This window comes from Lentzea sp. CC55, from assembly GCF_021056325.1.
Taxonomy (GTDB): Bacteria; Actinomycetota; Actinomycetes; order Mycobacteriales; family Pseudonocardiaceae; genus Lentzea; species Lentzea jiangxiensis.
In genome coordinates, this window is record NZ_JAJCXE010000019.1 from 94,171 (window position 1) to 106,380 (window position 12,210).

A 12,210-nucleotide genomic window follows, 5' to 3' on the forward strand; every position below is an offset into this window, starting at 1 on the left:
CGTCAGGGGACGATCACGCTGACGATCTCGGCGACGCACGCGGGCTTCTCACTGCCCTCGATCTCGATGACGACCTTGGTCACGAGCTGCTTGCCCAGCGCGATGTCCGTGACGTCGAGCAGCTCGACCCCGCCGCGCACCCTGGCCCCGACGAGCACCGGCTGCGGGAAGCGGACCTTGTTGCTGCCGTAGTTGACGCCCATCTTGATGTTCTTGACGGTGTAGACGTCGCGCACCAGGTACGGCACCAGCGACAGCGTCAGGTAGCCGTGCGCGACCGGTCCGCCGAACGGGCCCTGCTTCGCCTTCTCGACGTCGATGTGGATCCACTGGTGGTCCAGCGTCGCGTCGGCGAACAGGTCGACCTGCTCCTGCGTGATCTCGTGCCACTCGCCGAAGCCGAGGTGCTGCCCCTTGGCGGCGACCAGCTCGTCGATGTTCTCGAAAGCGCGCATCTCAGTCCTTCGGTCCGCCGGCGACGTAGATGACCTGGCCGGACACGAACCCGGCACCCTCGCTGACGAGGAACGACGCGGTGTGGGCGATGTCCTCCGGCTGTCCGACGCGCGCGACCGGGATGGCCTGCGCCGCGCCGTTGACGAGGTCCTCGAACGAGATCTTCATGCGCTCGGCGGTCGCCTTCGTCATCTCGGTGGCGATGAAGCCGGGCGCGATCGCGTTGACCGTGACGCCGAACTTGCCGAGCTCGATCGCGAGGGTCTTCGTGAAGCCCTGCAGACCGGCCTTGGCGGCGGAGTAGTTGGCCTGGCCGCGGTTGCCGAGCGCGCTCGTGCTCGACAGGTTGACGATGCGGCCGAAGCCTTCCTTCGTCTGGTGGGCCTGCACGGCCTTGCTCATCAGGAACGCGCCGCGCAGGTGCACGTTCATGACCGTGTCCCAGTCGCTCGCGGACATCTTGAACAGCAGGTTGTCGCGCAGCACACCGGCGTTGTTGATCAGCACGGTCGGCGCGCCGAGCTCCTCGGCGACCTTCGCGACCGCGGCGTCGACCTGCTCCTCGTCGGCGACGTCGACCTTCAGGCCGATGGCGCGCCCACCGCTCGCGACGATCTTGTCCGCGCCGTCGAGCACGCCCTGCTCGTCGAGGTCGAGCAGCGCGACGGCCAGGCCGTCCGCGGCGAGGCGCTGCGCGACCGCGGCACCGATGCCGCGCGCCGCGCCGGTGACGATCGCAACCCTGTCGGCCACGGGTCCTCCTTCGGTGAGGGGATGGTGAGCTAAGCAAGCGCTTAGTAACGTACCTATCAGTCGCCTTGACGTCCAGCGTCGTCGAGACGACCATACCGACTGGTCGGAATGTGGCAATACGAGGAGGCAGGTGCCCGTGGAACTCACCGGCAAGGTCGCGCTCATCACCGGCGGATCCAACGGCATCGGCGCCGCGTCCGCCCGGCGTCTGGCTTCGCTCGGCGTCCGCGTCGTCGTGGCCGACATCGACGCCGAGCAGGGCAAAGCCGTCGCCGACGAGATCGGCGGCGTGTTCGTGCGGTGCGACGTGACCGTGCCGTCGGACTCGGCCGACGCCGTGGCGCTCGCCGTCCGGGAGTTCGGCGGCCTCGACATCGCCTTCCTGAACGCCGGCATCGGCACGGGCTGCTCGCTGGGCGACGACTTCGACGTCGAGACCTACCGCCGCGCGATGGCCATCAACCTCGACGGCGTCGTCTACGGCGCGCACCACGCGCTGCCCGCGGTCCGCGAGCGCGGCGGCCAGATCATCGCCACGGCGTCGATGGCCGGCCTCATGCCGATGCCCGGCGACCCGGTCTACGGCGCCAACAAGGCCGCCGTGGTCGGCCTGGTCCGCTCGCTCGGCGGCGCCTACCCCGACGTGCGCGTGAACGCCCTGTGCCCCGCGTTCGCCGACACCGGCATCATCACGCCGCTGCGGTCCACGCTGGAGGAGATCGGCATGCCGATCCTGCCCGTGTCGGCCGTCGTGGACACGTTCATGTCCATTGTGGAAGGTTCCGGCACCGGCGAGGCATGGTTCGTCCAGGCCGGCCGCGAGTCCGAGCCGTTCGGCTTCCGCAACCCGCCCGGCCCGCGCGCCGCGGACGGCTCGCGGATCCAGGCCGCCCAGAAGGACCCCGTTTCGATCGCGCTCAAGGAGAACTGACCGTGCGTGCCATTCAGATCACCGAGTTCGGTGGCCCCGAGGTGTTGCAGCAGGTGGAGCTGCCCGACCCCGTCGCGGGTGAGGGCGAGGTGCTGATCACCGTCTCGCGCGCCGGCCTGAACTACGCGGACACGCACCAGGCGGAGAACTCCTACCTGGCGAAGATGGAGCTGCCGATGGTTCCCGGCGGCGAGGTCGCCGGGGTCACCGCGGACGGCCGCCGGGTCGTCGCCCTGACGAAGAGCTCCGGTGGTTACGCGGAGAAGGCCGTCGCTCCCGCCCTGACCACCTTCGACGTCCCCGACGGCGTCGACGACCTGACGGCGCTGTCGTTGGTCGTCCAGGGCGCCACCGCGTGGTTGTTGCTGCGGAAGTCGACCCACATGGAGCCCGGCGAGTCCGTCGTCGTGCACGCCGCTGCCGGTGGCGTGGGCACGATCGCCGTCCAGCTGGCCAAGCTGTGGGGCGCCGGGCGGGTCATCGCCACGGCTTCTTCCGGCGACAAGCGGAAACTGGCCCTCGACCTGGGGGCGGACGTCGCCGTCGACTCGCGTTCGTCGGACATGACCGCCGCGCTGATCGAGGCGAACGGCGGGCGGCGGGTCGACGTCGTGCTGGACATGACCGGAGGGGCAACCACTGACCAGTCCTTGGTGGCGCTGGCTCCGTTCGGGCGTCTTGCGTTTTACGGCATGGCCTCGCGCGAAAGGCCGAAGCCGGTCGACCTCGGGGCGTTGCTGGTGCACTCCACGACCGTTGCGGGTATGTGGCTGCCGCACGCGCTGAAGGTCCGGGACGCGGAGCACGGAACGCTCGCCCACCGCGCCATGGCGGAGCTGTTCGCACTGGTGCTGGACGGCAAGTTGAAGGCCGTCGCGGGTGGGGAGTACGGGCTGGGGGAGATCCGGCAGGCTCACGAGGACCTCCGGTCGCGGAAGACGACGGGGAAGCTCCTGCTCGACCCGTCGCGCTGACCGAACACCCCGCGGTCACCAGTGTGGTGAAACGCAGGGAGGGGCGGTCCGCCGAAGCGGCCGCCCCTCCCCGCACGCGGGTCCTACTCGGAGAGCTCCGCCAGCTGCGCCTTCACCCTGGCCAGCTCGGCTTCCAGCTCCTCCATGCGGGTGCGGTGCTGGTCGCGCGCCGCCTCGAGCACCGACTCGATGCCCTCGGCGATGTCCTCGTGCAGCTCCTTGGCCGCCTTCGCCACCGCGATGGCCGGGATCACCAGGCCCGACACGACGCGCTGCGTGCCGTGGACCAGGTCCGCCTGCCATTCGCCTTCGGCGGTGCCGGTCACCGTGAGCGTGAGCTCGACGGTGCGGGTCTTCTTCGCCGTGCTCTTCGGGCGGCCGGCCTTCGGCTTCTCAGCCTTGGGGGCTTCGGCCTTCGGAGCCTCGGCGGGCTTCGGGGCCTCCACCGGCTTCGGAGCCTCGGCCTTCTCGGCCGCGAGGGCCGGCGCCGGAGTCTCCTCCACGACGGTCTCCTCGACTGCCTGCACCTCGGTGAGCGTGTCCGACACGATCAGGTTTCCTCTCTGCGCAACGACGTGACCCCGAGCACAGTGTAGAACACGTGTTCGATCAGACGTGAACGGGGTCAGCGCAGAGCCTAGTCAGTCAGTACGGCGGGAGCTGTACGCGCCACTGCCGTTCCACGTCCAGGACGCCTGGTACGGCCTGCAGGGCCGGAATGGCCCTGACCTCCGCCGTACCGGTCACGACGCCCAGCGCCTCGAGGACCGTGTCGACGACCAGACCGGCCTCCCGCAGGCCGTCGAGGACCTGCGGGAGGGTGTCCTCCGCCACGGAGACCATCACCTGGTCCACCGGAGCGGTCATGGCGCCTGGACTAGTCCGCTGCCGATGTCGGTGGACGGCAGGGGCAGGCGCAGGGTGGTGCCGACCAGGCGTGCCCACAGTTCGTAGCCCCGGGCCCCGGTCTTCTCCGCGATCAGGACGGCCACGCCCGCCGCGTGCGGGGTCGCCATCGACGTGCCGCGCAGGCGGCGGTACTTCTCCGGCAGCTTGAACGACGAGTAGACGTCCACGCCGGGTGCGCACACGTCGATCTGGCCGATCTTGTCCGCCGAGCCCGAGGAGAACGACGCGATCGCGCGGTTCACGTCGATCGCCGCCACCGCGATGATGCTGGGGCAGCGGGCCGGGTGGCCGACCGGTGCGATGCGCGCCGGGCGTGCGGAGGCGTTGCCCGCCGCCGCGATGATCAGCGTGCCCTTGGCCAGTGCGCGCTGGGCGACCGTCTCGTAGATCTGCGAGTACGGCGTGTTCACCGGGACGTCGGCGCCCAGGGACATCGAGATGACGGCGCAGCCGTTCGCGACGGCCCAGTCGATGCCCGCGAGGATGCCGCCGTCGGAGCCGGAGCCCGCGTTCGACAGCACCTTGCCCGCGAAGATCTCTGCCTCGTGCGCGACGCCGTAGCCGGGCGGGGTCGCGGGCTTGCGCGGGCCCGCGGACGTGCCGACGCAGTGCGTGCCGTGGCCGTGGCCGTCCTGCACGTCCTCACCGGTGATGAACGACTTCGTGGTGATGGCGCGGCCGGTGAAGTCCGGGTGGTTCTTCTCCCAGCCGGTGTCCAGGACCGCGATCTTGACGCCCTTGCCGGTGGCCGTGCTGACGTCCGCGCCGACCGCCTGCAACCCCCAGGTCAGCACGGACTCGTCGGCCACCGCCTCCGGCGCCTCCTCCTCCGCCGGCGCCGCGAACACGTGCACGACGCGTTCCGGTTCGACGATCTGGACCGGGCCGGGGCGCTCGGCGGCGCCGTTCAGCTCGGCCAGCAGGTTCGGGTCCGCGGACACGACCGCGACACCCAGCTCCGGGAAGACCTGGACGGCGTCCGCGTCCAGGTCACCGCTGTTCGGGTCGAACCCGGCGATGGCGCCGAGCTCGGCCAAGCCCTCTTCGACCGCGTCCTCCTGCAGCAGCACGAGGAAACGACCTGTGGTCTCCACTTCCGCGGGTTCGGTCATGACGATTCGCCCCTACTCTCCGTTCAGCCCTCACCTAGAGAGTCGTCACATCGGGGCAGTTGTTTCAGGCCATTTGCCGTCTGCGCGCGAAGAATTCACCGATCGGCTCAACGTACTTGGCCGCGATGGGGCCCAGGATGGCCATCAGGAGCACGTACGCGGTCGCGAGCGCGGCCAGTTCGGAGCTCACCTGGCCCGACGCCACGGCCAGGCCGGCGATGACGATGGAGAACTCGCCGCGCGCGACGAGTGCCGCTCCCGCACGCATGCGGCCCATCTTGCCGATGCCCTGGCGCCGCGCCGCCCACCAGCCGGTGAAGACCTTCGTCGCCGTCGTGACGGCGGCCAGCGCCACCGCGATGCCGAGGACGGGCGGGATCGAGCGCGGGTCGGTGTTGAGGCCGAACACCACGAAGAACATCGCGGCGAACAGGTCCCGGAGCGGTTCGAGCAGGCGCGTGGCGTTCTCGGCGGTCGAGCCGGAGATCGCGATGCCGAGCAGGAACGCGCCGACCGCCGCCGACACCTGCAGCTGCGAGGCGACGCCCGCGACGAGCAGGGCCGAGCCGAGCAGCTTGAGCAGGAACACCTCGTGGTCGGGACTGTCCACAATGGCCGAGATGAACCGGCCGTACTTCAACGCCACCACCAGGACCACGGTGATGGCGAAAAGCGAGATGCCGACCGAGGTGAGCCCGCCGAGGAAGCTCACGCCCGCGAGCACGGCGGTGAGCACCGGCAGGTACACGGCCATCGCGAGGTCCTCGAACACGAGCACGGACAGCACGACCGGCGTCTCGCGGTTGCCGAGCCGGCCCAGGTCGCCCAGGACCTTCGCGACGATGCCCGACGACGAGATGTAGGTGACGCCCGCCATCGCCAGCGCGCCGACCGGGCCCCAGCCCAGCAGCAGCGCCGCGATCGCGCCCGGCGCCGAGTTGAGCACCAGGTCGAGCACACCGGCCATCCACGACTTCTTCAAGCCGGTCGTGAGCTCCGACGCCGAGTACTCGAGGCCGAGAAGCAGCAGGAGCAGCACGACGCCGATCTCGCTGGCGAGGTGCGTGAACTCCTCGATGCCGTGCAACGGGACCAGCCCGCCGTGCCCGAACGCCAGTCCACCGACCAGGTAGAGCGGGATCGGGGAGATTCCGGCACGCCGGGCCACACGACCCAGCAGGCCGAGGCCGAAGAACACCGCGCCGAGCTGGATCATGGCGATTGTTGTCTCGTGCACTGTGATTAACCGCCGTGGAGGATCTCAGCGGCGGCGTCGAGGCCTTCCGCGGTGCCGACGACGACCGCGAGGTCACCGTTTTCGAAGAGGAAGTCGGGGCCGGGCGACGGATGCGCGTTGCCCGCGCGCACGACGGCCACGACGGACACACTGGTCCTGGTGCGCAGAGCGGTCTCGCCGAGCGAGCGGTTCGCGAAGGCGGTGACCGGCAGCTGGCGGGTGGTGATGCCCGCGATGTCGCGGGTCTCCTCGCGCAGGTGGGCGACGAGCTGCGGCGCGCCGAGCAGGCCCGCGAGCGTGTTCGCCTCTTCCGGTGAGAGGGGTATCGACGCCGCGCAGGAGTCCGGATCGCTCGCCTTGGAGAGGATGAGCTCGAACCGGCCGTCCCGGTACGTGATCACACCGACGCGCCGGCCGGCACGGATCATGAAGTCCTGACGCGTGCCGATGCCCGGCAGGGGCGTGATCTCTACGTTCACACAGATCATGATACGTGCATGTCCGAAACATCGAGGACGCTGTCCGTGGGCCCCGTGCGCCGGGGCTGGATCGTCCGGGAGCGCGTGCCCGGCCCGGACGTCGACGAGTTCGCCGAGCCCGGTCAGGTGATCGGGGCGCTCGCGAGAGCCCCGCACGGCACGTTGCTCGCCGTGCAGCACCCGCACCGCACGCCCGCCGCGCTCGCCGCCGGCACCGGGCTGCTCGACGCGCTGCCCGCCGCCCGCACCGAGCTCGCGGCGTTGATCCGGCGGGCCTACCGGGAGGTCACCGACGTCGTCGCGCCGTACCGGGTCGACGGGCCGGACGGCACGGCGTGCGGGCTGCTCTGCCTCGTCGACCCGGACGCGATCGAGCACACCGAGGACGTCTACCCGGACGTGGTCGCCGAACGCGGCCGGGTGCTGGCGTCGCTGGGCATCGCGACGAGCGCGGCCATGCTGATCCCGGTCACCCCGCACGACCGGCTGACGTCGCTCGTGCTCGGCATGACCGGGGAGCCCGCCGTGTCGCTCGTGGACTCCGGCGGGCGGCGGCACTGGGTGTGGCTCGTCGGACCGGGGGAGGCGCAGGAGGCGTTCCTGCGGGCGGCGGGCGCGCACCCGTTGCTCGTCGCGGACGGCAACCACCGGGTCGCGGCGGCGCGCGAGGCGGGGCTGTCCGGCCTGCTCGCGCTCGTGACGTCCGGGCCGGGGCTGCGGGTCGGGCCGATCCACCGCGCGATCGCCGGGACGGGGCTCGGCGCGTCCGACCTGGTGGCGGCCTGGGAGGGGGTGGGGCTGACGGTGTCGTCGCTGCCCTACGTCGTGGATCCGGAACCCGGTGTGGTCGTGGTGCGCTGTCCCGACGAGGTGCTGCGCGTCGAACTGCCCGCCGGGAAGGGCATCGACCACGCCGTCGTGGAGTCGTTGCTGCTGGGAACCGCTCTCGGGCTGGACCCGGAGAGCCCGTGCGTGCGGCCGGTCGTCGACCCGTCCGTCGAGGCCGAGGCGGTGCTGCTGATCGCACCCGTGCCGCTGCGGGAGGTGCTGGAGGGCGGGAAGATGCCGCGCAAGAGCACGTACTTCACCCCCAAGCCGCGCAGCGGGCTCCTGCTGGCCGACCTGTCACCGTAGGTCCCTGCCGGGCGGGTTCGTTCGGCCCTGGTCACCCTGTCCGGCGCGGGAACAGACTCCGTGGGCACGCGCTCACGGGGTCCTCTCCCCGGAACTTCGCCCCAGGAGGAGGACCCCCTGGCAGAAGAGGCGCTTCGGAGTCCACCGGCCCTGGTGGCCGTGGATCTGCTGACGTCTCATGGTGGGGGAACCAGGTTCGCGGTCTCCCCACCTGTGAGGCACCGACGATGGAACCGGAACGAGGCTTGCTGCGGGTGCGCCGCCACGACGCCGTGGTGGTGCTGACCGGTGAGGTCGACCTGACCACGAGCGACCTGCTGAGGTCGGAACTCGCCCTCGCCCGCGCCTCGGGGGACGGCGACGTGGTGGTCGACTTCACCGGCCTGACGTTCATCGGCTCGAGCGGCCTGCACGTGCTCATCGAGACCGCCGAGGCGCTGGGCGAGCGGCGGCTGGTGCTGCTCGGCGGCGGCTGGGCCGCCTACGTCGTGAACCTGCTCGGCCTCACGCTGAAGTTCCCGAACATCGTTGTCGGCCAATGACGTCCGGGCCGTCCACTGAGGACGCTGCCAGGGCCGGCCGCATGGCGGTGCGAGCGATCAGGGGAGCCACGCAGATCGACGCGGACTCGCGCCTCGGAGTTCCCCGCCCGCGCCGCGGGACGTGCCGCTGCTGCCCGCGACCGAGATCACCGTCCCGGCTCCCTGCCCGCGTGATCCGGCTGTCGGCACACGTCGAGGAACGACCTCCACCGCTGAAGACCGTCAGGCGCTGAAGTCCTTGCCGGGCAACCACCCGTTGGGGATGTCCGTGACGCGCCACCGCGGCACGGCCACCCTGACCGCCCGGACCGGCGTGGCCAGGAACGGTCCCGCCTCGGGCACCTTCGCCACGAGCGCCTGCCGCACGAGCTCGTCCTCGGCGCCGCCGACCACCACGGCCGTACCGCGCGCCTGCAGGAACGGCTCCATCGGCGACCCGGTGGACACGACCAGCGACACCTCGGGGTTCTCCCTGATCGCTTTGAGCGTCCGCCCGCGCTCCTCCAGCACGAGCACGAGCTCGTGCGGCCCCCGCTCGGCGAAGTACACGCCGCTCACCCACGAGCCGTCCGACCCGGCCGTGGCGAGGAACATCGACTTGTGCGCGGCGAGCGTGCGGTGCAGCAACGCCTCGACGGCGCCGCGCTGTTCGGTGGTGGTCACTGGAGCCTCCGTGAGTTCGGTGATGCGCTCACGTGATCGGTCCCGGCGCAGTGTGGCTGATGCGAATTCCACCGATCGATACCGTTGCGTCGGGCCGCCGGCAGCGGGCGATCACCGGCGACGCCGTCGCGCCGGAGCGGCCGTGAACTGTCCCGCCTGCGGTGTGAGCGTTCGCACCAGGCACAATGTGGGCCGTGGGTGTCTCGGAGGGAGCTGCTGTGGGCCAGGGTCAGTTGCGCGGTGTGGTCGCTCTCGACGGACCGTCCGGCACCGGCAAGTCCACCGTCGCGAAGCGGCTCGCGATGGCGCTGGACGCGCGCTACCTCGACACCGGCTCGATGTACCGGGCGGTCACGGTGGCGGTGCTGCGCGCCGGCGTCGACCCGGCTGACGAGGCGGAAGTCGCCCAGGTCGCGGACAACGCGGTGCTGGTCGTCGGCACCGACCCCGCCCGGCCGGGCATCACGCTCGACGGCGACGACGTGTCGGCGGAGATCCGCGGCCCCGAGGTGACCCTCGCGGTGTCGCCGGTGTCCGCGGCGCGGCACGTGCGGGAGCTGCTCGTGGCCCAGCAGCGCGCGATCATCGCGGACGCGCTGGACCACGTGGGCGGCATCGTCGTCGAGGGGCGTGACATCGGCACCGTCGTGTCGCCGGACGCCCCGCTGAAGGTCTACCTGACGGCGTCGGCCGACGCGCGGGCCGTGCGCAGGACCAAGCAGGACAACGCCGCCGGCCGTGAGTCCACTGTGGACGCGGTGCTGGCGGACGTGCAGCGCCGCGACAGCTACGACTCGTCGCGCGCGGTGTCGCCGCTGAAGGCGGCCGAGGACGCGGTGGAGCTCGACAACACCGACCTCGACCTCGCGGGCACCATCGACGCGTTGCTCGAGCTCGTGCACGAGCGCGGGCTGCGGGTGACCGGGTGAGCGTTCCCGAGGGGACATCGCCCTGGCTGTTCGACCTCGGGCGCTGGATCGGGCGCGTCCCCTACGCCTGGCAGTTCCGGCTGCGGGTCCACGGGCTCGACCGCGTACCCTTGAGCGGCGGCGTGGTCGTCGTCGCCAACCACAGCTCGATGGCCGACGGGCCGATCCTGTTCGGGGTGCTGCCCCGGCGCGTGACATTCCTGGTCAAGCAGGAGATGTTCCAAGGCGTCGTCGGCTACCTCCTGCGCAAGATCGGGCAGATCCCCGTCAAGCGGCAGGAGGCCGACCGCACCGCGCTGACCAGCGCGTTGTCCGTGCTCAGAGCAGGCGGTGTGATCGGGGTCTTCCCCGAGGGCACGCGCGGCGAGGGCGACGTGGCGAACGCGCAGAACGGCGCGGCGTGGCTGGCCAAGACCTCCGGCGCGGCGGTGCTGCCCATCGCCTGCCGCGGGACCTACCAGGCGAAGGGCTGGCGGCCCGAGGTCGACGTGCTGATCGGTGAGCCGTTCCACCTCCCCGAGGGGAAGGGACGAGCCGCCCTGGGCGTTGCGACCGAGCAGGTGCGCGACCGCCTGGCGACACTGGTCGCCGAACTAGACGGACAACGTGCGAGTGAGGGAAGACGATGACGGACCTGGACGGCACCTGGGAGGACGAGGCCGACTGGTCAGCCTTCGACGACCTCGACGGCGAGGGCGGCGAGGAGTCCGCTCCGCCGCAGCCGGTGCTCGCGGTGGTCGGACGGCCGAACGTCGGCAAGTCGACGCTGGTCAACCGCATCATCGGCCGCCGTGAGGCCGTGGTGCAGGACGTGCCGGGCGTGACGCGTGACCGCGTGGCGTACGACGCGCTGTGGAACGGCCGCAAGTTCACCGTGGTCGACACGGGTGGCTGGGAGCCGGACGCGGTCGGGCTGCAGGCCTCCGTGGCCGCCCAGGCCGAGCTCGCGATGGCGACCGCGGACGTGATCCTGCTGGTCGTGGACGGCTCCGTCGGCGCGACGTCGACCGAGGAGGCCGTCGCGAAGGTCCTGCGCCGGTCGAAGAAGCCCGTGATCCTGTGCGCGTCCAAGGTGGACGACGACAGGCTGCTGGCCGACATCGCGTCGCTGTGGTCGCTGGGTCTCGGCGAGCCGTACCCGGTCTCCGGCCTGCACGGCCGCGGCTCCGGTGACCTGCTCGACGTGATCCTCGACAGGCTGCCCGAGACCCCGCGCGACGACTTCGGCGCCCGCAGCGGCGGCCCCCGGCGCGTCGCGCTCGTCGGCAAGCCGAACGTCGGCAAGTCGTCGCTGCTCAACCGCCTGACCGGCGAGAACCGCTCGGTCGTCGACTCGGTCGCCGGCACCACCGTCGACCCGGTCGACTCGCTGGTGGAGCTCGACGGCGAGATCTGGCGCTTCGTCGACACCGCCGGCCTGCGCAAGCGGGTGAAGTTCGAGAGCGGCGCCGAGTACTACGCCTCGCTGCGCACGAAGTCCGCGATCGAGACCGCCGAGGTCGCGATCGTGCTGCTCGACGCCCACGAGCCGCTCGCCGAGCAGGACCTGCGCGTGCTGACGATGGTCGTCGAGTCGGGCCGCGCCTGCGTGCTGGCGTTCAACAAGTGGGACCTCGTCGACGAGGACCGCCGCAACGAGATGATCCGCGAGCTCGAACGCGGCCTGGTGCGCGTCCCGTGGGCCGACAAGGTCAACATCTCGGCCCTGACCGGCCGCGCCGTGCACAAGCTCGCTCCGGCGTTGCGGACGGCGTTGAACTCGTGGGACACCCGGGTCCCGACCGGCCGCCTGAACCAGTGGCTGACCGAGCTCATCGCCGCGACCCCGCCGCCCGTGCGCGGCGGCAAGCAGCCGAAGGTGCTGTTCGCGACCCAGGCCTCGACCCGCCCGCCGACGTTCGTGCTGTTCACGACCGGTTTCCTCGAGGCGTCGTACCGCCGCTTCATCGAGCGCAGGCTGCGCGAGGAGTTCGGCTTCGAGGGCAGCCCGGTCCGCATCTCCGTGCGCGTGCGCGAGAAGAAGAAGGCCGGCGCCGGCAAGAAGTAGCCCACCCGTTGATGACCCGACCAGCCGGTTGCCCTTCGTGACGG

The 12,210-nt window shown here is 71.2% G+C and carries 15 protein-coding genes; 7 read left to right on the forward strand and 8 right to left on the reverse strand.

Features of this window, described 5'->3' with window-relative positions:
* Positions 1-2: 2 nt before the first annotated feature.
* Together L6E10_RS12200 and L6E10_RS12205 are read right to left on the reverse strand one after the other, a co-directional pair.
* The gene (locus L6E10_RS12200; RefSeq protein WP_236219617.1) at positions 3-455 is read right to left on the reverse strand and encodes a MaoC family dehydratase; all 453 of its coding nucleotides are present in this window, start codon (positions 453-455) and stop codon (positions 3-5) included.
* Position 456: 1 nt separating this feature from the next.
* Entirely contained in the window at positions 457-1,209 is a 753-nt protein-coding gene (locus L6E10_RS12205) for an SDR family oxidoreductase (protein ID WP_236219618.1), read from the reverse strand.
* Positions 1,210-1,339: 130 nt separating this feature from the next.
* Here L6E10_RS12205 and L6E10_RS12210 point away from each other — a divergent pair, with 130 nt between their 5' ends.
* Together L6E10_RS12210 and L6E10_RS12215 are read left to right on the forward strand one after the other, a co-directional pair.
* Positions 1,340-2,140, forward strand: coding sequence for an SDR family NAD(P)-dependent oxidoreductase (locus L6E10_RS12210; protein ID WP_236219619.1), 801 nt, complete (start codon positions 1,340-1,342; stop codon positions 2,138-2,140).
* A 2-nt stretch (positions 2,141-2,142) separates the two neighbouring features.
* Positions 2,143-3,114, forward strand: coding sequence for a zinc-binding dehydrogenase (locus L6E10_RS12215; RefSeq protein WP_236219620.1), 972 nt, complete (start codon positions 2,143-2,145; stop codon positions 3,112-3,114).
* A gap of 83 nt (positions 3,115-3,197) precedes the next feature.
* Here L6E10_RS12215 and L6E10_RS12220 read toward each other — a convergent pair whose 3' ends face one another.
* The 5 genes from L6E10_RS12220 to L6E10_RS12240 form a co-directional block, all read right to left on the reverse strand.
* Positions 3,198-3,662: a DUF6319 family protein gene (locus L6E10_RS12220; protein WP_236219621.1), complete on the reverse strand. Its 465-nt coding sequence runs from the start codon at positions 3,660-3,662 to the stop codon at positions 3,198-3,200.
* Positions 3,663-3,759: 97 nt separating this feature from the next.
* A complete protein-coding gene (locus L6E10_RS12225; RefSeq protein ID WP_236219622.1) occupies positions 3,760-3,981 on the reverse strand; it encodes a hypothetical protein in 222 nt (73 codons plus the stop codon).
* On the reverse strand, positions 3,978-5,135 hold the full coding sequence (locus tag L6E10_RS12230; RefSeq protein WP_236219623.1) for a S8 family serine peptidase: 1,158 nt from the start codon (positions 5,133-5,135) through the stop codon (positions 3,978-3,980). The genes L6E10_RS12225 and L6E10_RS12230 overlap by 4 nt, the downstream gene beginning before the upstream one ends.
* A gap of 64 nt (positions 5,136-5,199) precedes the next feature.
* The gene (locus L6E10_RS12235) at positions 5,200-6,351 is read right to left on the reverse strand and encodes a cation:proton antiporter (RefSeq protein WP_240010527.1); all 1,152 of its coding nucleotides are present in this window, start codon (positions 6,349-6,351) and stop codon (positions 5,200-5,202) included.
* 26 nt (positions 6,352-6,377) lie between these two features.
* Positions 6,378-6,851, reverse strand: a complete 474-nt coding sequence (locus tag L6E10_RS12240) for a TrkA C-terminal domain-containing protein (protein ID WP_236219624.1) — start codon at positions 6,849-6,851, stop codon at positions 6,378-6,380.
* A gap of 18 nt (positions 6,852-6,869) precedes the next feature.
* On the opposite strand from L6E10_RS12240, the gene L6E10_RS12245 reads away from it, so the two are divergent.
* Positions 6,870-7,985 carry a DUF1015 family protein gene (locus tag L6E10_RS12245; RefSeq protein WP_236219625.1) on the forward strand — a complete coding sequence of 372 codons (1,116 nt, stop codon included), beginning with the start codon at positions 6,870-6,872 and terminating at the stop codon, positions 7,983-7,985.
* A gap of 227 nt (positions 7,986-8,212) precedes the next feature.
* A complete protein-coding gene (locus tag L6E10_RS12250) occupies positions 8,213-8,527 on the forward strand; it encodes an STAS domain-containing protein (RefSeq protein WP_236219626.1) in 315 nt (104 codons plus the stop codon).
* 222 nt (positions 8,528-8,749) lie between these two features.
* Here L6E10_RS12250 and L6E10_RS12255 read toward each other — a convergent pair whose 3' ends face one another.
* Positions 8,750-9,190, reverse strand: coding sequence for a pyridoxamine 5'-phosphate oxidase family protein (locus tag L6E10_RS12255; protein ID WP_236219627.1), 441 nt, complete (start codon positions 9,188-9,190; stop codon positions 8,750-8,752).
* 242 nt (positions 9,191-9,432) lie between these two features.
* On the opposite strand from L6E10_RS12255, the gene cmk reads away from it, so the two are divergent.
* Genes cmk through der form a run of 3 tightly spaced genes read left to right on the forward strand, consistent with a single transcriptional unit; the run spans position 9,433 to position 12,166 of the window.
* Positions 9,433-10,119: a (d)CMP kinase gene (gene cmk / locus L6E10_RS12260; protein ID WP_236220106.1), complete on the forward strand. Its 687-nt coding sequence runs from the start codon at positions 9,433-9,435 to the stop codon at positions 10,117-10,119.
* A complete protein-coding gene (locus tag L6E10_RS12265) occupies positions 10,116-10,748 on the forward strand; it encodes a 1-acyl-sn-glycerol-3-phosphate acyltransferase (RefSeq protein ID WP_236219628.1) in 633 nt (210 codons plus the stop codon). Before cmk ends, L6E10_RS12265 begins: the two co-directional genes overlap by 4 nt.
* Positions 10,745-12,166, forward strand: coding sequence for a ribosome biogenesis GTPase Der (gene der / locus L6E10_RS12270; RefSeq protein ID WP_236219629.1), 1,422 nt, complete (start codon positions 10,745-10,747; stop codon positions 12,164-12,166). Before L6E10_RS12265 ends, der begins: the two co-directional genes overlap by 4 nt.
* Positions 12,167-12,210: the final 44 nt, after the last annotated feature.

Coding starts and splice junctions, on each gene's coding strand:
- L6E10_RS12200 (WP_236219617.1), bottom strand. CDS start 455: ATGCGCGCTTTCGAGAACATCGACGAGCTGGTCGCCGCCAAGGGGCAG.
- L6E10_RS12225 (WP_236219622.1), bottom strand. CDS start 3,981: ATGACCGCTCCGGTGGACCAGGTGATGGTCTCCGTGGCGGAGGACACC.
- L6E10_RS12230 (WP_236219623.1), bottom strand. CDS start 5,135: ATGACCGAACCCGCGGAAGTGGAGACCACAGGTCGTTTCCTCGTGCTG.
- L6E10_RS12235 (WP_240010527.1), bottom strand. CDS start 6,351: ATGATCCAGCTCGGCGCGGTGTTCTTCGGCCTCGGCCTGCTGGGTCGT.
- L6E10_RS12245 (WP_236219625.1), top strand. CDS start 6,870: ATGTCCGAAACATCGAGGACGCTGTCCGTGGGCCCCGTGCGCCGGGGC.
- L6E10_RS12250 (WP_236219626.1), top strand. CDS start 8,213: ATGGAACCGGAACGAGGCTTGCTGCGGGTGCGCCGCCACGACGCCGTG.
- der (WP_236219629.1), top strand. CDS start 10,745: ATGACGGACCTGGACGGCACCTGGGAGGACGAGGCCGACTGGTCAGCC.